Origin of the sequence: Streptomonospora halophila, assembly GCF_039542725.1 — a bacterium.
Classification (GTDB): domain Bacteria; phylum Actinomycetota; class Actinomycetes; order Streptosporangiales; family Streptosporangiaceae; genus Streptomonospora; species Streptomonospora halophila.
Genome location: NZ_BAABIK010000002.1, coordinates 232,353 through 250,046, shown reverse-complemented (window position 1 = coordinate 250,046; position 17,694 = coordinate 232,353). Strand labels below are relative to the sequence as shown.

The following is a 17,694-nucleotide window of genomic DNA, read 5'->3' as shown; positions in this document are numbered from 1 at the left end:
GTGGGGGATGGATCGGTCAGTCGCGGTGCCTTTCCGCCCCGGGTGCTTCGGCGGACCCGTGTGGCGGAGACCCCGGAAGGGGTGGTGGCAGGCGTTGGCGAGAGAGCGCTCTCTCGCATACCGAACATGGCACACTTCACACGGGCGGGCAAGGCGGGTCGGGCATTCGGATTCGGCTCGGGCGGACCGGTGCGCGGGGTGCCGAACCCCTTCTTCTTCCGAAAGAGGGGCGCGAACTGGAATGATGGGAACGCGCGGTAGAACCGCCGAGCCGGCCGGCCGCCCGGTGCCGGGCGAGCGCGTCGGCGCGCCCGCACGCGGCCGTTCCGCGATCGCCGGGGCGGGGTGGGAGGCGGTGGCGCCGGCCGCGTTGGCGAACCAGGGAACATTCGGAGCGGCGGTCCACGTCAGAGAGCGCTCCCCGGCAATGCGGCCGGCTGCGGCAGGGAGGATCATTGGGTAGCAGACGTCCCACATTGGAGGCGGTCGCCGCTCGCGCGCGGGTGTCCCGTGCCACGGTGTCGCGTGTGGTCAACGGGCGGACCACCGTCGACCCCGAGATCCGCGACGCCGTTCTGCGCGCCGTCGCCGAACTGGGCTACGTCCCCAACTCCGCGGCGCGCAGCCTGGTCACCCGGCAGACGGACTCGATCGCCCTGGTCGTCTCCGAGCCGCCGACCCGCGTCTTCTCCGACGATCCGCTGTTCTCCCTGGTGGTGCGCACCGTGAGCAGTGAGCTGGAGGCGGCCGGCAAGCAGGCGGTGCTGATGCTGGCCAGTTCCCCGCAGGCCCAGGCCCGGGTGGAGGACTACGTCTCCGGCGGGCACGTCGACGGGGTCATGCTGCTGTCCATGCACGGCGCCGACCCGCTTCCGGGCGCCGTCGCGCGCATGGACGTGCCCGCCGTCTCCTACGGGCGCCCTGCCGTGGACCTGCCGCACGTCGACAACGACAACGTGGGCGGCGCCGAGCAGGCCGTGCGGCACCTGAGCGGCGTCGGCCGCCGCCGCATCGCGGCGATCGCCGGGCCGCAGGACATGACCGCCGGGCAGGACCGGCTCACCGGGTACCGCGACGCGCTGCGCTCGGCGGACCGCCGCGCGATCGTGGCCGTCGGCGACTTCACCCGGGCCTCCGGCGCCACGGCGATGCGCCATTTGCTCGAGGACGACCCCGGCCTCGACGCGGTCTTCGCCGCCAACGACCTGATGGCCATCGGCGCCCTGCAGACGCTGCGCAGGGCCGGGCGCCGCGTGCCCGACGACGTGGCGGTGGTCGGCTTCGACGACATCGAGGCCGCGAGCTTCACCGACCCGCCGCTGACCACGGTCCGCCACCCGGTCGTCGAACAGGCCACCGCCATGGTCGGGCTGGTCCTCACCCCGCCCGAAGAGCGCGAGAGCGACCGCGTCGTGCTGCCCACCGAACTGGTCGTCCGCGAGTCCGCCTGAGCTCCGGCCGCCCACCGCGCCGCCGCCGCGCCCCGCACCGGTGCTGCCGTGCAGGCCCCTCGGCCGGCGGGGCTCGGGCGGGCCTAGGCTGGGGCGACGGCGCTCGCACGGGAGAGGGGGTCGACGGTGACCGCAGCGGAGCATCCGGCGAAGAAGGTCAAGTCCGCCGGCAGGGCGCTGGAGATCGTCGACTTCGTCGCCGAGCGGGGAAGCGTGACCTTCCAGGACGTCGTCGACTCCGGGCTGCCCAAGTCGAGGGCCGGCCCGGCCCGCGGCCGTGCGCGCCCGGCCCCGGGCCCTGCGCGGCGGGCCGGGGCTCGGGGGCCGTCCCGCGCACGCCCGGCGGCAGGGCGGAGCGCGGGGGAGGCGTGCCCCTAGCGGAAGCGGAACCCGCTGGAGAGGCCGACGTGGGCGGCCCATTCGCCGGCGGGGAGCTTGCCTCTGCGGGTGTGGCGCACCCGCCCGACGCGCAGCACGCCGCCGTTGAGCCGGACCGAGAAGCCGTCGTCGTCGACGTCGAGGACATGGCCGGGCATGCCGGGGCGCTGTTCTCCGGTGAGGCGGCAGTCGAGGAACCGCAGCTTCTCCCCGTCGAAGCGGGTCCACGCGCCCGGCTGCGGGTCGCAGCCCCGCACCAGGTCGTAGACAGTCTGGGCGGGGCGGTGCCAGTGGATCTCGGCGTGCTCGTCGCGGCACGCGGGCTCGAACGTGGCGCCGGCGTGGTCCTGCTCGATGCGCGGTGCGTCGCCGGCCGCCACCAGCGACACCGCCTCGGACATGGCGTCCACCCCCAGAGGGAAGAGGCGGTCGAAGTAGAGGCTGCCGACGGTGTCGTCGGGCCCGATCTCGCACCGCTTCTGCAGCAGGACCGGACCGGTGTCGATGCCGTCGTCCGGCCAGAACACGCTCAGGCCGGTCTCCTTCTCCCCGTTGATGACAGCCCAGTTGATCGCCGACTTGCCGCGGTGCAGCGGCAGCAGGCTGGGGTGGTACTGCGCCGTTCCGTGCTCGGGCTGGGTGAACACGTCCTCGGGCAGAAGCTCGGTGACGAACGCCATGAGGCAGAAGTCGGCCTCGAACTCCTTCCACTTCACGAGGCCGCCGGGCTCCTTGAGGCTGCTGGTCGGCACCCGCGGGACGCCCGCCGCCGCGCTCGCGGTCCACAGGGGGTCCTCCCGGCCGCCGCCGGCCGGCTCCGGTGCCGCGACGCAGGCGACGGTCACGCCGTCCTCCTGCAGCCGCCGGAGCACCGCTTCTCCGAAGGCCGCCTGCCCGATGATGGCAACACGCATATATCACTCCCGGCCGAGATGGACGTGGATCCCCCCGTATGAGCCTTTCGGCAAGGTACCGGATGGCTTCGGACCCGCTGCGACCCGCCCGCGGCCGGGAGGTCCGGGTTCTCGGGCCGGTTCGCGTCCCCGCCGGTCAGAGCGCAGGAGGGGGCAGGTCGGGCGCCGGGCTCAGGTCAGCAGGTCCTCGGCGGCCTCCTGCGGCACGGTCCGCCGGGACCCGACCGCGTCCGCGGTGCACCCGCCGGAACCGCGCGCTCCACGGCCGCAAGCGGCCCCGGCACAGGCGCGGCGGCGCCGGCTCTGGCACCGGCCGTCCGGGCGCGGCTAGGCTCGTCCGATGGCGAACGGAGATGAAGCCGCCGATCAGCGGCGGGCGGTAATGCGGTTGATGCTCGGGTACATGGCATCCCACGCGCTGGGGGCGGCGGCGCGGACCGGCCTGGTCGACCTGATCGGCGACGGTCGGCGGTCGGCGGAGGACCTGGCGGGCGACTTGGGGCTGCCGCAGCAGTCGGCGAGCCGGCTGATGCGCGCACTCGCGGCGCTGGGCCTGCTGACCGAGGAGGAGCCCGGGCGGTTCGGCGTCTCCGGCGCGGGCGCGCTGCTGCGTAGCGACCGCCCCGACTCGGTGCGCGGCATGGTCCGGATGTTCACCGACCCGGCGATGATGCGCGCCTGGGAGGGGATCGACGAGAGCCTGCGTACCGGCGAGACCTCGTTCGACCGCATGTTCGGCACCGACTTCTTCAGCCACCTGGGCACCGACCCGGAGTTGTCCGCACTGTTCAACACGGCGATGAGCCAGGGCACCCGGAGCGTGGCCGATGCGCTGCCCGCCCGCTACGAATTCGCCTCCGCCGCCGCCGTCATGGACATCGGCGGCGGGGACGGAACGCTGATCGCCGCCGTGCTGGGCGCCAACCCCGGCATGCGCGGCACCGTGTTCGACACGGCCGAAGGCGCGGCGCAGGCGCCGGGGCGCCTGGAGGAGGCCGGCGTCGCCGACCGCTGCACCGTCGCCGCCGGCGACTTCTTCGAGGGCGTCCCCGCCGGCGCCGACGTCTACCTGCTCAAGAGCATCGTGCACGACTGGGACGACCGGCGGGCGGCGACGATCCTGTCCCACGTCCGCGCGGTGGTCCCGGACCACGGCCGGCTGCTCATCGTGGAGCCCGTGCTGCCCGCCACCGTCCCGCCCGAGGGGTTCTCCGGCCTGTACCTGACCGACCTGAACATGCTGGTCAACGTGGGCGGCCGCGAGCGCACGCGAGACGACTTCGACGCCCTCTGCGCCGCATCGGGCTTCGCCGTGTCCGACGTCGTCCCGCTGGCCGCGGGGTTCAGCGCCATCGAGGCGGTCCCGGTCTGAGGCGCCTCGACCGGCGACGTACCGGGCGGACCGGCGGTCGCCTGTCAGCGGGTCATTCGGTGCCGGGGCGGCGATGGTCCGCGGCGGCTCGGCGGGCGCGGTGGTTGGCGACGTTGACCCGGTTGCCGCACAGGCCGGGCATGCAGTAGCGGCGGCGGCCGGGCCGGGTGGTGTCGATGAACACGCCGCGGCAGGTGGGTGCGCCGCACGGGCGGAACCGCTGCTCGCCGAGGGTGTGCACGGCGCCGAGGATCCCGACGCCGCAGACCAGCGACAGGGCCTCGGCCACGGTCGCGCCGTCGCGGAGCGGGGCCGCCCAGCGCGTGCGGCTCCGGTGTGCGGGGTCGGCGACCAAAGTGGCGCCCCGGGCGGGCCGGGTGAGCGCGGTGGCGCCGGCGACGAGGCGGCCGCGGTCGGGGTGGTCGATCAGGTCCCGCACGTTCGCCCGGAGCGCGTGGACCGCACGGAGGTCGGCGGCGCCGACGCGGCGGGCCAGTTCGGACAGCGTGCCGGGGGCCCCGTCCTCGGACCGGTCGCCGTGCAGGTCGGCGAACGCGGCGAGGGCGGCCGCGTCGGGCAGCCGGTCCTCGCCCCGCCACACCTCGGCGGAGGTGTTGACCAGTTCGGTCGCGACCCCGGCCGCCCACACGTAGTCGTCCAAGGCAACTTGCATCGGCTGGGAGCCTCCCGCTAGGTTCTGTTAAAAGCCACTTTAGTCCTTACAGCGACGCGGTTCGACCCGCCCCGGCCATGCGGGCGGAGAAGGGCGGCCGCGGCCCGCGCCCACCGCTTCTTTCGGGGAGACCGCCCATGCCGGTGCCGGACATCGATGCCCTCGTCTTCGACGTGCTCGGCACACTCGTCGACGAACCCGCCGGGCTCCGCGCGGGCATCCGCGGACTCGACCCCTCGCTCGACGACTCCGGAGCCGAGCGCCTGCTGTCACTGTGGCAGGGGCACATCGAGCGCGAGCAGCGCCGCATCCGGGACGGCGCCCGCCCTTACGCCGCCGGCGACGCCCTCGACCGCGAAGCCGCCCGAATCGTCGCCGACGCCGCCGGAGTCGGCGACCCGGCCGCCGTGGCGGCGCTGGCCCTGGCCGGCCGCCGGCTCCCGCCGTGGCCCGACGCCGCGGCGGGGCTCGCCCGGCTCGCCGAACGGTTCCCGCTGATCGGACTCTCCAACGCGAGCCGGACGGCCCTGCTGGAACTCGACGCCCACGCCGGGCTGCGCTGGCACCAGGCCCTGTCCGCCGAAGACGCCCGGGCCTACAAGCCGGACCCGGCAGTCTACCGGCTGGCCGTCACCGTGTCCGGGCGGCCGCCGGAGCGGCTGATGATGGTCGCCGCCCACGCCTGGGACCTGCGCGGTGCCCAGGCGCTGGGCCTTCGCACCGCCTACGTCGCCCGCCCCGTCGGCGACCCGCCCGCCTCAGCGGACCGCTTCGACCTGCACGCCGAGGGCCTGGCGGACCTGGCCGACCAGCTCGACGGGCTCCGGGGCCGATCCCGCTAGTCAGTGCAGGGGGTCCTCGACGGCCGGGCGTTCCAGGGCTCGTTCACGGCCGCGGGCGAGGGCAGCCACACGCTTCCCGTGCGCGCCGAGCCGCGCCGGGCCATCGCCGCGAACCCGGGCGAGGCGGTCACGGCCAAGCTGGTCGAGCGCCCGGCCCGGCGCGCCGCACCGGCGGGACCGGAGCGGCGCCCCGGCGCGCCGTCATGGACCGTCCGCGCTCGGAGCGCGGCCGCTGCTATGCTCCCGGCAGCGTCGCGTGCCGGTGGCAGGCAGTGCCAGGCATGGAGGCGCCGGACCGAAGGAGTCGCGACGCATGCCGAGTCGCCGCCCTTCGCCCCGCTCCTGTGAGTGAGGGCGAGAAGACCAGGCTTGTCGCCTGGAGCCGTGAACTGCGTTCCGTCCACGAACGGCTGCGCGAGGCGCTGCGCGTGACGCGGGAGGCACTGGCCGCGGGCGGCTCCGCCGAACCCGCGGCCCGCGACCTGCTGCTCTTCTGCCACGGGTTCTGCAGCGCCCTGACCGGTCACCACGCGGGCGAGGACCGCGAGCTGTTCCCGGCGATCGCCGCCCGGCACCCCGGGCTGCGCCCGACCCTGCGCCGGCTGGAGCAGGACCACTCGATGATCGCGCACCTGCTCGCGGGGCTGCGGGAGGCCGTCGACCGGTCGGCGCCCCCGGCGGAGCTGGACCGCCATCTTGAGGGGATCGCCGCGATCATGGAGTCCCATTTCCGCTACGAGGAGCGGCGGCTTTCGGAGGTGCTGGAGACGCTCGCGCTGGACGCCGACCCGAGCCGCGTACTGGGACCGCTGTGAGCCGAGCCGGGCCCGCGCCGACCGGGCAGGTCCGCCGGCGCCGCGCCCGCTCCGCGTTTCCACCCCCGAACGGGGCACGCGGTCCATTTCCAGCGCGTCACGGTTGTTCGACGCCTCCTTGACGTAACCAGTCGGTAACCCACATTATTCGTCGACACCGTGAATATCGTCTTTGCCGCGGGTCCCGTGCCGATGCGCCGAGGCTCCGGCGCCGCCCGGGCGTGCGCGGCGCCCTACCCCCGGAACGCGCCCGAAGGCGCCGCCGCGCGTACCGGAGGCGGGCCCTGCAACGCCCTGCGGCCCGGGCCGCCGTCGCCGGTGGTCGTCACACTGGGTGACGACGGCCCTACGCCCCCGTCCCTTCGCCGGAACGGCCGCCGCGCACCGGAGCGCGCGGCGGCCGTTCCGCCGCAGCACAGAACAGGAGTGCGGATGTCTGCGACGAGCGGCGGTCGGCCGCCCGAGGAGGCCGGCCCGGGTCGGCGAGAGCCGATCCGCAGACCCTGGCCCTGGGTGGGGCTCGGCGTGATCGTCCTCGCCGGCGTCCCCTGGTACCTGCCGCCCGGCACCGTCGGCCCGGTCGTCCTGGGCCTGCCCCTGTGGGCGCTGGTCGCGGTGGCGTCGTCCGTGGCGGTCGCGGCCTACCTGAGCTGGATGCTCTCGCACCTGTGGAACGTCGTGGAGGACGTCGAGGAGTCCGCGGGTGAGCCCGTCGGTCCCGACACGCCCCTGGACGACGTCGAGGGGAAGGGACAGCGGTGGAGTCCCTGACCTTCAGCGGCGCGCCCGGGATCATCGTGCTGTGCGCCTATGCCGCGCTCATGCTCGGGATCGGCTTCTGGGCGGGGCGCCGCCGGCCCGACAAGAAGCACACCCTCAAGAGCTACTACCTCGCCGGCGGCAACCTCGGCGTGCTCGTGCTGTTCTTCACCCTCTACGCCACGCAGTACAGCGGGAACACGGTCATCGGCTACGCGCCCCAGGCCTACCGCGCAGGGTTCCCGTGGTGGCAGTCGGTGACGTTCTTCATGGTCATCACGGCCGGGTACATGCTGTTCGCGCCCCGCCTCTACGTCCTGGCGAAGAGGAAGTCGTTCGTCACCCCCACCGACTGGATCCGCCACCGGTTCGGCTCGCCCGCGGTGACCCTGCTGGCGACGCTGCTGATGCTGTGGGCGCTGGCGAACTACCTCCTGGAGCAGCTCGTCGCCATGGGCCACGCCATCGCCGGGCTGACGGGCGGCACGGTCCCCTACCAGGTCGCCGTCGCCCTGTTCGTGTGCGTCATGCTGCTGTACTCCTGGACGGGGGGCATGCGCGCCGTCGCGCTCACCGACGTCATGCAGGGCATCGCCCTGCTGCTGGGTGTGGCTCTCCTGCTGACCGGCGCCTTCTACCTCACCGGCGAGTCCCCGGCCGGAACGACGCGGTACCTGATCGAGAACGACCCGGAGTCCGTCTCCTCGCCGCCCCTGGAGGTCTCGGTCAACTGGATCTCGATGATCGTGATGGTGGGGCTGAGCATCTGCCTGTATCCGCACGCGATCCAGCGGATCTACGCGGCGCACAGCGAACGCGCCCTGAAGCGGTCCCTGCGGTTCCTCGTGTGGATGCCGCTCGTCACCGCGGGGGCCGTGTTCTGCGTCGGGATGGTGGGGATCCGCCTCTTCCCCGGCCTCTCCGACGGCGAGTCCGAGCAGCTGGTCGGGATGATCGCCAACGAGGTGGGGGCGATCAACACCGCCTTCTACGTCGCGATGGTCCTGCTGTTCGGCGGCATCGTCGCCGCGGTCGTCTCGACCGCCGACTCGGCGTTCCTCTCGCTGTCGTCGATCATCTCCAAGGACGTCTACGGCCGCTACGTGAACCCGCGCGCCGAGGAGCACCGCCAGGTCCGCCTCGGCAAGACCGCCGGCATCGCGGTCGTCTTCGTCCTGCTCCTGCTGGCGTGGAACCCGCCCACCACCCTGGTGAACATCTTCGTGCTGAAGATGGAGCTTCTGGTGCAGCTCGCTCCGTCCTTCATCCTCGGGATGTACTGGAAGCGGCTCACCGGGACCGCCGTCTTCTGGGGCATGGCGGTGGGTGTCGTCATCGCCGGCGGTATGACGTGGCTGCAGATCGAGAACGTGTACGGCGTTCACGGCGGGATCATCGGTCTGCTGGCCAACGTCGCGATCTGCGTCGCCGGCTCCCTGGCGGCCCGACCGCAGGCCCCTCGCACGGACCGCCCGGAGGCCGAACACCCCCGGCAGCTGCACGAGGAGTGAGAACAGGGGGCGGCCCGCCCACCACCGATGGGCGGCCTCCCGCGGCAGCCGGTCGCGGGGAGACATCCGCCCGCCCGGAGCGCCCCTGTCCGCGGAGCCGGGGCGGCCGGGCCATCAGAACGGCTGCCGTCTGCGGAAGGGGGCGGTGAGCAGGTGCGAGGCGGTGCGGGCGGGGGTCAGCCAGGTCAGCCGCCTGCCGTTGCGTCCGGCACGCAGGATCCGCGGGGCGAAGCCGCGGGCGACGTCCTCGGCCGAGTCGCCCAGGATGCCGGCCATCCGCCGGGTGGCGGCCGGAAGCTCGGTGTCCGGGCCGCCGAGGACCACCGGGGTGGGCATGATGCCCGGGCGGAGGAACCCGATCTGCACGCCGGTGCCCCGGCATTCCTTGGCCAGGGCGCGGAACGCGTAGCCGGCGGCTGACTTGCTGGCCCCGTAGACGCCGATACCGGCCATCGCCGGCTGGAGCCGGGAGCTTCCCAGGCCCTCGGTCAGCCAGATCCGGCCCCCGCCGGGCTGGGTGAGCATCCCCTGCAGGGCGCGTCGCGCCCCGGTCAAGGCGCCGGTGAGGTTGGTGCCGAGCACGGCGTCGACCTGCTCGGGGTCGAGGTCGTCGAGCCGGCGGTGCGGATGGCCGATCCCGGCGTTGTTGATCCAGTGGTCGACCCTTCCGAACCGGGCGACCGCCGCCTCCCAGAGGGCGTCGACCTCCGGTGCGCGCCTGACGTCGCAGCCGACGCCGAGAATCCGGGCTTCTCCGAGGGCGGAGGCGGCCTCCTTTGCTTTCTGCGCGCTGCGGCCGGAGAGCACGACGGCGGCACCGCGTGCGGCCAGCTCCCGGGCCAACGCTCGACCCAGTCCCGAGGTCCCGCCGGTGATCACCACCACCGGAGCGGGCCGGGCGGCGGGGTTCCGCCGGTCGGTCATGCCGTCCTCCTCTGCGCCGAGTCGGGGCTCGGTGGGCCGGTGTGAGGGGGAGGGGCACAGGCCAGCGGCCAGACCACGGCCTCGATGACGTGCCGCATGTAGTCGAGGGGTGCCGGTGCGCCGGTGATCAGCGAGCGCTGCAGAACCAGGGCGGGAAAGACCTCCGCCAGCAGGTCGAGGTCGTGGCGGGCCGAGATCTCGCCCCGGGCGGCGGCGCGGTCGAAGACCGCCCGCAGCCGGGCCCGCAAGGGGAGGACGAACCGCTCATGGAAGGCGGCCCGCAGGTCGGGATGGCGGTCCAGTGCTCCGGCCACGCCGATCGTGACCTTGAGGCTCATCCCGTCCTCGGCGCCGGCGGCGGCCAGGGCGGTTTCGTGCAGGTCGCCGCGCAGTGAGCCCGTGTCGGGGGGTTCGCCCGCGGCTTTCATGGTGTGGAAGGCGTCGGCCACCAGGTCGGCCTTGCTCGCCCAACGGCGGTACAGCGTGGCCTTCCCGGCGCCGGCCCGGACGGCGACCGCCTCGACCGTGAGCGCTTCGTAGCCGACCTCGGCGAGCAGCTCCAGGGCGGCCTGACGCAGTGCGGCCTCTCGTGCCGGGTCGGGCCTGCGCCCACCCGACGAGCGGCCCGTCCGTCGTGTCGGCGGGTTCTGTGTCATGCGTTGCCCCATTTCGATACGATGTCGTTTTGAAACGCTACCGTTCCGGTTCGGGGGTGTCCACCCGCGAGCGGGGCGCCCACGCGTGCTGCGCCCCTCCGAGTCATCACTAGTTGCTCGGACAACTTTATTCGCCGAGCTCTTGTATTATCCCTGTTTGAAAGGCATAGTGAAGTTGATTGTCCGAGCAACAATGCAGGGAGAGAGTTGTGACCGAGTTCAACGACCGCGTGATCGCGTCCTTCCGGTCGAACGGCGGACACGTCGGCGCGTGGGGATCCAGCCTCGTCCTCATCCACCACCGCGGGGCCCGCACGAAGACCGAACGGGTGAACCCCGCGATGTCCCTACGCGACGGCGACGACTGGCTGGTGGTCGGATCCGCGAAGGGGGCGCCGCGCGACCCGGCCTGGACGGTCAACCTCCGTGCCTTCCCCGAAGTCGAGATCGAGGCCGTGGTGGACGGCGCGGTCACCACGGTGCCGGTGCGAGCGACCGAGCTGACCGGCCCGGACCGCGAGGCCGCGTTCGCGCGCTTCGTCCAGGTCGCCCCCGCGTTCGAGCAGTACCAGGCCGCGGCGCCGCGCCCGCTCCCGGTGATCCGGTTCCGCCGCCGCGCGCTGCAGGACGCCGGCGGCGAGGCCGGGGCGTCGGCGGCCGGCATCGGTCCTGAGGACCCCGCCCGGGACATCGCCGTGCGCCGCCCGGACAGCGACCCGTCACTACCGCACTACGGCGCCGTCGGAGACACCTATACGGTCCTGCTGACCGGGGCCGACACCGGCGGCCGGTACGGACTGATGGACATGCACATCCCACCCGGCGGCGGCCCGCCACCGCACCGCCACGACTTCGAGGAGATGTTCCACGTCCTCGAAGGCGAGATCGAGATCACCTTCCGGGGCGAGACGACCACGGTGCGGGAGGGCGAGACGGTCAACATCCCCGCCCGCGCGCCGCACTTCTTCCGCAACGCCTCCGGTCGCAACGCCCGCATGCTGTGCGCGGTCACCCCGCCCGGCCTGGAGGACTATTTCAGCCGATGGGGCGAGCCGCTGTCCGGCCGCACAACGCCTCCGGACCCCGCGCAGACCGCCGAGCGGCTGCGGACCGCCGTCGAACTGGGCCCCGAGTACGCCATCGAGAACCTCTGAAGCCGTCGGCCGTCCGATCACCCGGCGACGAACCAGGAGTAGGCCATTCCGCTCGGCTGCCCACCCCCGACGACGCCGCCGTCTTCTGACCGACCACCACCTCGGCGCGATGAGCCGGGCCGGCTCCACCGAGCGGCAGCTCGTCAATGCGAACGCGCTCGCCCCGGACGAGTCCGCCGCGGCACTCGGCATGCCGCCGGACACGGCGCAGCGGATGCCGCCCGGCAGGTCGGCCCCGGCGCGGGGCCGACCTGCCGGCATGGTCGGCACGACTGCCGCAAGGGCGGCCTTTGCCGGGCACCTGCCCGATCGCGATCGCCCGGCTGCGCCCCGATTCCGGCCTCCCGGCGCTAAGCTGATACCCCTAGTTGCTGCGAGACGGGAGTCTCCCGCATGAAGGCCGTCAGCCAGGCACGGTACGGGACGGCCGACGCCGTCACCGTCGAGGACATCCCGGAACCGGTCCCGGCGGCCGACGAGATCCTGGTCCGGGTCCATGCCGCCTCGCTCAACGGATCCGACCGCGAGAACCTCGTCGGCCGGCCCTTCTATGCGCGCCTGGGCGGGCTGCGGCGCCCCCGCAACCCGGTGCCGGGCTCGGACGTCGCCGGCGTCGTGGCGGCGGTCGGGAGCGCGGTGACGGAGTTCGCGCCGGGCGAGGAGGTGTTCGGCGAACTGGCCGGCTACCGCGGCGGACTCGCGGAGTACGTCGCGACCCCGCCGCGGCTGCTGGCCCGCAAGCCTCCCCACCTGTCGTTCGCCGACGCGGCGGCGATCCCGCAGGCGGGGTGCATCGCGCTGCGGGCCACCCGCGGACTGCGGCCGGGGGAGCAGGTGCTGGTCAACGGCGCCGGAGGAGCCGGCGGGGCGTTCGTGGTCGGTCTCGCCAAGCACCTCGGTGCCGTGGTGACCGCCGTGGACCGTGCGGACAAGGCCGACCACCTGCTGCGCGTCGGAGCCGACACCACGATCGCCTTCGAGGACGAGGACTGGGCCGGCCACCGCGGCCGCTACGACCGCGTCGTGGACCTCGTGGCGCACCGCTCGCCCCACCGCGTGCACGCGGCGCTGCGCTCCGAGGGGACCTACCTCGTCGTCGGCGGGCACACCCGCGTCCTGCTCGCGACACTGGTCGCCGGGCCGCCGATCCGCTGGACCACGGGAAAACGGATCAGGGTGCTGGTGGTGCCGCAGTCGCGCGCCGACCTGGAGACGGTCACCGCCCTGGTCGCCGACGGCGCCGTCGTCCCCGGCGCCGACCGCGTCTACGCCCTGGAGGAGGCGCCCGCCGCGTTCGCGCGGCTGGCCGCCGGGGACCACCGGGGAAAGATCGTCATCGCCGTGGCCTGACCCGGGCGGGTGGCGCGTTGCCGCGAGGCCAAGGCCGCCCGCACTACCGTCCGCCGCCCGGCCCGTGCCCGGCGCCCGTGCCCTCCGTCGGCGGGGTCGCCCCCGGACGGGGGTGTTGGGACGAGCACGCGGCTACCGCTGTCCTTGGTGGGAACCGCCGGGCGGACGGTGCCCCGCGTGGGCGGCGAACGGGGGCCGGAGTCAGCTCCAGCCGCGGTCGAGCAGATAGACCAGCGCGAGAAGCACCACGATCGCCGCGATGGGCCAGACCGCTCCCGCCAGACCGCGGACCAGATCACGGCGCGAGCGGGCCTCTGCGCGGCGTGACCGCAGGGCGTCCGACGGCGGGGGCGGTGCCACCGGTTCCCGCAGCGGGAACCGCGCCTTGAGCGCGAACTCGCCATAGCGGGGTCCGGCCTCGAGGCTCCCGCCGACGAGGCGGACGCGCTCGTCCAGACCGATCAGACCGTAGCCGCTGTGGGATTCGGGCACGGCCGCCGGCAGTTCGCTGGTGACCGCGACGATCAGGTGGTCGGCGTCCCGGTGCAGTGTGACGCGGACGGGACGGCCCAGGGCGTGCTTGGCCGCGTTGGTGATGCCCTCCTGGACCACGCGGCGTGCGGCCCGCACCGTGCTGTCGGGCAGCGGAGGGTCCGGGGAGCCCTCGTCGGCGCGGTCGTCGAGGGTGACGTCCATGCCCGAGGCCGCCGCACGGCGGACGATCTCGGCCACGGGTGCGCCGGCCGGCTGCAGCAGCGCGGCCTCACCGTCGTCGCGCAGTATGCCGATGATCTCCCGCAGGTGGTCGGTCGCCTCGGCGGCGTCCCGGCGCAGGTCGGCCGCAGCTCGGCGCCCTTCGTCGCTGATGGCGGGGTCGAGCTGCAGCGCGGCCGCGCGCACGGCGAAGAGGCTGAGCTCGTGGCCGAGGGAGTCGTGCATGTCGGTCGCGATCCGGGCGCGCTCGCGCAGCCGCACCTGGTCGGCGACCCGCTCCTGCTCGCGCTCCAGCCGCTCGGCGAGGTCCCAGCCCGCCCGAAGGGCCTGCGCCTGGTGGCGTACGAGCTGGCCCACCGTCCACGGCAGCAGCGACAGCAGCAGTGCGGTGCCGCCGAGCTCGAACCAGTCCTGGGCCGCCAGGTCCGGCCACGTCAGCTGGGCCGCGGCGACGGCGGCGAGGTAGGCGCAGAGCAGGGCGAGGGCCCGCCTCCCGCCGGTCCGGCGGCCGAGCAGGTAGGCGAGGAGGATCCCGGCCACGGTCAACTGGTCGCTGTAGAGGCTGCCGGCCGCGGCGACGGACAGCGCCGCCGGCGCCGCAGCGGCGGCCGCGGGCAGCCGACGCGCCGCCAGGACGGCCGCGAGGATCACGCAGGCGGCGGCGATCCGCAGCGCGGTGGGCTGAAGCCGGGAATCGGGTGGCAGGTCGGGCCCCAAAAGCACGGGCGGCAGCGCAACGGCGAGCGCCCCCGCGTCGAGCGCCCACCGGCTGCCGATCACCCTCTCGAACCGACGCACGCTCCGACCCTACGCCGCGCCCCGTCCCGCGCCCTTAGACGAAAGTCAGGGGTGGCAGGCGACGATCGGATCGGGTGCGCAGGGGGCGTGCGGCCATAGGTTCTCCGGCATGATCCGACTGAGACGCCTGACCAAACGCTACGGCGGCACCACCGCCGTCGACGGGCTGGACCTCGAACTCCACCCGGGGGCCGTCACCGGTTTCCTGGGGCCCAACGGCGCCGGCAAGTCCACGACGATGCGCCTGATCCTCGGGCTCGACACGCCGACCTCGGGCAGCGCGCTCGTCAAAGGCGTGCCCTACGCCCGGCTGAAGCAGCCGCTGCGGACCGTCGGCGCGCTGTTGGACGCCACGGCCGTGCATCCGGGCCGCTCGGGACGCGACCACCTGCGGGCCATGGCCCTGAGCCAGCGCATTCCGCTGCGGCGGGTGGAGGAGGTGCTCGAGACCACCGGAATGACGCAGGCCGCCCGGCGCCGGGCCGGCACCTACTCGCTGGGGATGAGCCAGCGGCTGGGCATCGCCGGCGCGCTGCTGGGCGACCCCGAGATCCTCATGCTCGACGAGCCCGTCAACGGCCTCGACCCCGACGGCGTCCGGTGGATCCGCACGCTGCTGCGCAGCCTGGCCGCGCAGGGGCGCACCGTCTTCGTGTCCTCCCACCTGATGAGCGAGATGGAGCAGACGGCCGACCGGCTGGTCGTGGTGGGCAGGGGGCGGCTGCTCGCCGACGCCGCGATGGCGGAGCTGCGCACCGGTACCGGGACCGCGGTGCGCGGCCCGGCGCTGCAGCCGCTTGCCGACGCGCTCGACGGCGCCCGATGGGCGGGGCCGCAGGAGCTGCGGGTCGCGGACCGGCGGCCGGAAGCGGTGGGCGAGCTGGCGCACGAGCTGGGCGTCGTCCTGCACGGCCTGGCGGCCGTGGAGCCCTCGCTGGAGGAGTCCTACCTGAGCCTGACCGAGGAGAGCGTCGAGTACGCCGCCGACCGCACCGGGCCGGCGCACGGGGGAGGGACGCCGTGACCGCCTCCCCCGCCGCGCAGACCCCCCGAGCCGCGACCACCTTCGCGACCACCGCCGCCGAGCTCCACAAACTGGTGACGGTCCGCTCCACCTGGTGGTTCGTCGGCGGCGCTGCCGCCGCCATGCTCGCCGTCACCGTGCTCGCCTCCGACGACCGCGACCCCGCCACCGTGCTCGCGGTGCCGGTCGCCGTCCAGGCGCTGGCCAACTTCGTCCAGTACATCCTGGGCGCGCTCGGGATCGCGGCCGTCACCGGCGAGTTCGCCTCGCGCAGCATCACCGTCACCTTCGCGTGCACGCCCTCCCGCCCCCGCGTCATGGCCGCCAAGGCGCTCGTGGTGGGCGGGGCCGTGCTCGTCGCCGGGACCGCGATCGCGGCGCTGGGGGTCGGCGTGGCCGCGGCGCGGTTCGACGAGCTCGGGGACCTGGGCGCCGCCGAGGCCGCCGACGTGGCCAGGATGGGCCTCTACCCGGCCTTCCTGGCGACGCTCGGCCTGGGCATCGGCACCCTGGTACGCCGGACCGCCGGCGCGCTGACGATCTTCGTCGTGCTCCTGGTCCTGGTCCCCGAGCTGCTGGGCTTCGCCGCAGACAGGTTCGGCCTGGCCTGGCTCACGACCGTCGCCGACTACACGCCCTCGCCGGCCGGCTGGCGGTTCGTGTCCGGCCAGTGGGAGGAGGCGCTGGTGCTGCTGGCCTGGTCCGGCGCGGCGGTGGCAGCGGCTGCGTGGACGGTCCGGATCAGAGACGTGTGACCTATCCGCCCGCGGGGTCGGCGTCGGACACGATTCCGGCCTCGTGGGCCAGCACCGCCGCCTGAACGCGGTTCTGCGCCCCGAGCCGGACGAGGAGGGCGCTGACGTGCGCCTTCACCGTCCCCTCCACGAGGTGGAGCCGTCGGCCGATCTCGGCGTTGGACAGGCCGGCGCCCACCAGGGCGAGCACCTCGCGCTCGCGCGGCGTCAGCGGCTCCAGGCGGTTGCGGGCCGCGGAGCGCCGCGTCATCGCGCTGCCGCTGACCTGCTGCATGACCCGGCGGGCCACCTTGGGGGAGAGGTAGGAGGCGCCCTCGTGGGCCGCGCGGACCGCCGTCACGAGTTCGTCGGGGTCGCCCGACTTCAGCACGAACCCCGCTACGTCGGCGTCCAAGGCGCCGGCGATGTACTCGTCCTCGCAGAAGGTGGTCAGGATGACGACGGCCGCGGCCGGTACCAGCCGCCGCAGCTCCGCGGCCGCGCTCAGACCGTCCATGGCGGGCATGCGGATGTCGAGGAGGACCACGTCGGGTCTGAACGCCAATGCGGCGTCGACGGCGGAGCGTCCGTCGCCCGCCTCGGCGACGACGCCGATGTCGTCGGCGGCGGACGAGATGATCGAGCGGAGCCCGGCTCGCATCATGGACTCGTCGTCGGCCAGGAGTACGCGGATCACACCGGTCATCCTAGAACCCCTCGCCCGGCGCCTCAGGGCCGAAGGGGCGCGGGCGGACCGTCGCGGCGGCCAGGAGCACCAGGAGGACGCAGGCGGCGGCGGAGACCCGTCCGGCCCGCACCGCCTCGGCCGGTGCGTGCGGTTCCCGTCCCCCTCGTCCGCGCAAGGGCGGCGGCCGGTCGCCCGCGGGAGGAGGGCACGGGTCTGCGAGCCGGTCCGGGGCGGCTGGACCCCGGCGAGCACGACGGCGGTGATGCGCTCCGCATCGCTCCGGGAGAACGCGGGATCGCCGCGGCCGGGACGGGCGTGCACCGGTCCACCGCCAGGTGCGCGTAGGGCGCGGGGCCCACCGCTGAGCGGCGGGGTGCCACCGGAGCGGGCCGTGCGGGCGGGGCGAGGGCGGCGGCCACGGGCCCGGCTCCGCGCGCGCGACGTTCGCGCACGCCCCTCCGAGGGTCGACGACGCCGCCCGTCGAGAGCCCCGCCGGCAACGGGCGGCCGCCGCTGATCATCGGAGGCCGGGCGCGGCGGACACCGGCCTTTGGCGCCTCCTCGCCGGAGGAGCGTGCCGGCTCAGCGGTCCCGCCGGCGGTCGTGGCCGTCGGGCCGGTGCCGCGGGTCGCGCTTGCCCGGAGCGCCGCGCCCCCCGCGCCCGCTCTGCTTTGCGAGGTACCTCGACGCCGCGCCGGTGGCCTTGTCGATCTGCCGGTTGTACCTGCCGCCGGTGCGCTTCTTCACCGTCTCGCCGACCGTGTGCAGATGCCGGTTCGCCTTGCCGGGGTTCTTGCGGATGTAGCCGAAGACCTGCCGGAGCAGGCGTTGCAGGTTGGCCATTGTGCTCACCTCGTGGTCGAAGGCTCTCGGGGGCGCGCATTCTCCAGCACGTCCCCTGACGCGACATGTCGCGTCACCGTCGAGTGTAGGCAAC

Annotated in this window: 19 protein-coding genes; 12 read left to right on the top strand and 7 right to left on the bottom strand. The window is 74.3% G+C overall.

Annotated features, from left to right (window positions below):
- The first annotated feature begins 455 nt into the window (after nt 1-455).
- Nucleotides 456-1,451 (top strand): LacI family DNA-binding transcriptional regulator, encoded by a 996-nt coding sequence (locus ABEA15_RS03320; protein WP_345555424.1) that lies wholly within the window; start codon nt 456-458, stop codon nt 1,449-1,451.
- 126 nt (nt 1,452-1,577) lie between these two features.
- The gene (locus tag ABEA15_RS03315) at nt 1,578-1,829 is read left to right on the top strand and encodes a hypothetical protein (protein WP_345555422.1); all 252 of its coding nucleotides are present in this window, start codon (nt 1,578-1,580) and stop codon (nt 1,827-1,829) included.
- Here ABEA15_RS03315 and ABEA15_RS03310 read toward each other — a convergent pair.
- A complete protein-coding gene (locus ABEA15_RS03310) occupies nt 1,826-2,743 on the bottom strand; it encodes a methionyl-tRNA formyltransferase (RefSeq protein WP_345555420.1) in 918 nt (305 codons plus the stop codon). The two genes, ABEA15_RS03315 and ABEA15_RS03310, sit on opposite strands and share 4 nt — an antisense overlap.
- 340 nt (nt 2,744-3,083) lie before the next feature.
- On the opposite strand from ABEA15_RS03310, the gene ABEA15_RS03305 reads away from it, so the two are divergent.
- Complete coding sequence (locus tag ABEA15_RS03305; RefSeq protein ID WP_345555418.1) at nt 3,084-4,115, top strand: methyltransferase; 1,032 nt, start codon at nt 3,084-3,086, stop codon at nt 4,113-4,115.
- Nucleotides 4,116-4,167: 52 nt separating this feature from the next.
- Here ABEA15_RS03305 and ABEA15_RS03300 read toward each other — a convergent pair whose 3' ends face one another.
- The gene (locus tag ABEA15_RS03300) at nt 4,168-4,788 is read right to left on the bottom strand and encodes a CGNR zinc finger domain-containing protein (RefSeq protein ID WP_345555416.1); all 621 of its coding nucleotides are present in this window, start codon (nt 4,786-4,788) and stop codon (nt 4,168-4,170) included.
- A gap of 137 nt (nt 4,789-4,925) precedes the next feature.
- Between ABEA15_RS03300 and ABEA15_RS03295 the strand changes: the two genes are divergently transcribed.
- The 5 genes from ABEA15_RS03295 to ABEA15_RS03280 all read left to right on the top strand — a co-directional run bounded on the left by ABEA15_RS03295 (nt 4,926) and on the right by ABEA15_RS03280 (nt 8,715).
- Nucleotides 4,926-5,630 (top strand): haloacid dehalogenase type II, encoded by a 705-nt coding sequence (locus ABEA15_RS03295; RefSeq protein ID WP_345555415.1) that lies wholly within the window; start codon nt 4,926-4,928, stop codon nt 5,628-5,630.
- Between the two features lie 3 nt (nt 5,631-5,633).
- Complete coding sequence (locus ABEA15_RS25605) at nt 5,634-5,978, top strand: DUF1905 domain-containing protein (protein ID WP_425579350.1); 345 nt, start codon at nt 5,634-5,636, stop codon at nt 5,976-5,978.
- On the top strand, nt 5,975-6,445 hold the full coding sequence (locus tag ABEA15_RS03290) for a hemerythrin domain-containing protein (RefSeq protein ID WP_345555414.1): 471 nt from the start codon (nt 5,975-5,977) through the stop codon (nt 6,443-6,445). Before ABEA15_RS25605 ends, ABEA15_RS03290 begins: the two co-directional genes overlap by 4 nt.
- Before the next feature lie 432 nt (nt 6,446-6,877).
- Nucleotides 6,878-7,216, top strand: coding sequence for a hypothetical protein (locus ABEA15_RS03285; RefSeq protein ID WP_344147853.1), 339 nt, complete (start codon nt 6,878-6,880; stop codon nt 7,214-7,216).
- A complete protein-coding gene (locus ABEA15_RS03280; RefSeq protein ID WP_345555413.1) occupies nt 7,204-8,715 on the top strand; it encodes a sodium:solute symporter family protein in 1,512 nt (503 codons plus the stop codon). The genes ABEA15_RS03285 and ABEA15_RS03280 overlap by 13 nt, the downstream gene beginning before the upstream one ends.
- A 114-nt stretch (nt 8,716-8,829) precedes the next feature.
- Here the strand turns inward: ABEA15_RS03280 and ABEA15_RS03275 are convergent, their stop codons facing one another.
- Nucleotides 8,830-9,639, bottom strand: coding sequence for an SDR family NAD(P)-dependent oxidoreductase (locus ABEA15_RS03275; protein WP_345555412.1), 810 nt, complete (start codon nt 9,637-9,639; stop codon nt 8,830-8,832).
- Entirely contained in the window at nt 9,636-10,295 is a 660-nt protein-coding gene (locus ABEA15_RS03270; protein WP_345555411.1) for a TetR/AcrR family transcriptional regulator, read from the bottom strand. The genes ABEA15_RS03275 and ABEA15_RS03270 overlap by 4 nt, the downstream gene beginning before the upstream one ends.
- Nucleotides 10,296-10,504: 209 nt before the next feature.
- Here ABEA15_RS03270 and ABEA15_RS03265 point away from each other — a divergent pair, with 209 nt between their 5' ends.
- Together ABEA15_RS03265 and ABEA15_RS03260 are read left to right on the top strand one after the other, a co-directional pair.
- Nucleotides 10,505-11,449, top strand: a complete 945-nt coding sequence (locus tag ABEA15_RS03265) for a nitroreductase/quinone reductase family protein (RefSeq protein WP_345555410.1) — start codon at nt 10,505-10,507, stop codon at nt 11,447-11,449.
- 393 nt (nt 11,450-11,842) lie between these two features.
- A complete protein-coding gene (locus tag ABEA15_RS03260; RefSeq protein WP_345555409.1) occupies nt 11,843-12,799 on the top strand; it encodes an NAD(P)-dependent alcohol dehydrogenase in 957 nt (318 codons plus the stop codon).
- 201 nt (nt 12,800-13,000) lie between these two features.
- On the opposite strand, the gene ABEA15_RS03255 is transcribed toward ABEA15_RS03260, so the two are convergent.
- Complete coding sequence (locus ABEA15_RS03255) at nt 13,001-14,311, bottom strand: sensor histidine kinase (protein WP_344147869.1); 1,311 nt, start codon at nt 14,309-14,311, stop codon at nt 13,001-13,003.
- Nucleotides 14,312-14,420: 109 nt separating this feature from the next.
- Between ABEA15_RS03255 and ABEA15_RS03250 the strand changes: the two genes are divergently transcribed.
- Both ABEA15_RS03250 and ABEA15_RS03245 read left to right on the top strand, forming a co-directional pair.
- Nucleotides 14,421-15,335 (top strand): ATP-binding cassette domain-containing protein, encoded by a 915-nt coding sequence (locus ABEA15_RS03250; RefSeq protein WP_344145170.1) that lies wholly within the window; start codon nt 14,421-14,423, stop codon nt 15,333-15,335.
- On the top strand, nt 15,332-16,090 hold the full coding sequence (locus ABEA15_RS03245; protein WP_344145168.1) for a hypothetical protein: 759 nt from the start codon (nt 15,332-15,334) through the stop codon (nt 16,088-16,090). Before ABEA15_RS03250 ends, ABEA15_RS03245 begins: the two co-directional genes overlap by 4 nt.
- Nucleotide 16,091: 1 nt before the next feature.
- Here the strand turns inward: ABEA15_RS03245 and ABEA15_RS03240 are convergent, their stop codons facing one another.
- Together ABEA15_RS03240 and ABEA15_RS03235 are read right to left on the bottom strand one after the other, a co-directional pair.
- Nucleotides 16,092-16,766 (bottom strand): response regulator, encoded by a 675-nt coding sequence (locus tag ABEA15_RS03240; protein ID WP_344145166.1) that lies wholly within the window; start codon nt 16,764-16,766, stop codon nt 16,092-16,094.
- Nucleotides 16,767-17,339: 573 nt separating this feature from the next.
- The gene (locus ABEA15_RS03235; protein ID WP_344145164.1) at nt 17,340-17,600 is read right to left on the bottom strand and encodes an antitoxin; all 261 of its coding nucleotides are present in this window, start codon (nt 17,598-17,600) and stop codon (nt 17,340-17,342) included.
- Between the last annotated feature and the right edge of the window lie 94 nt (nt 17,601-17,694).